Raw genomic sequence first — 549 nt, forward strand, 5'->3', positions numbered from 1 at the left:
TCGTTGTAATCACATACAAAACTGGCAAATCTTAAAGCTTCATCATCTGCAACAGCAATATTTCCTGAGGTTTGATATCCTAAATGAACTTCATGACCTTGTTCATGCAATCTTTTAAAGGTTCCTCCCATACTTATTACATCATCATCTGGGTGAGGACTAAAGATTAATACTCGTTTCTTTTCTGGTGTTGCTCTTTCGGGTCTTTTAGAATCATCAGAATTTGGTTTTCCTCCTGGCCAACCTGTTATGGTATTCTGTAATTTGTTAAATATTTTAATATTGATGTCATATGCTGGTCCAGAATCTGCTAATAAATCGCTCATTCCGTTTTCTATATAATCTGCATCTGTTAACATTAAAATTGGTTTCTTTAATGACAATGCTAAACTTAAAACGGCTTTTCTTATTAACTTATCTGTCCAAACAATTTTTTCTACCAACCAAGGCGTATTGATTCTTGTTAATTTAGAAGCTGCCGCTTGATCTAAAACAAACGTTGCATTATCATGTTCTTGTAAATAAGAAGCGGGTACATGACTTGTAACT

1 protein-coding gene is annotated in these 549 nt (G+C 33.9%); it reads right to left on the reverse strand.

Annotation, left to right across the window (positions count from 1 at the left end; translation table 11 throughout):
* Nucleotides 1-549: PIG-L family deacetylase (locus tag KI686_RS15660; RefSeq protein WP_237590269.1), on the reverse strand; the 549-nt coding region annotated here is incomplete at both ends.

The organism is Polaribacter sargassicola, assembly GCF_021991835.1.
In the GTDB taxonomy this organism is placed as follows: Bacteria; Bacteroidota; Bacteroidia; order Flavobacteriales; family Flavobacteriaceae; genus Polaribacter; species Polaribacter sargassicola.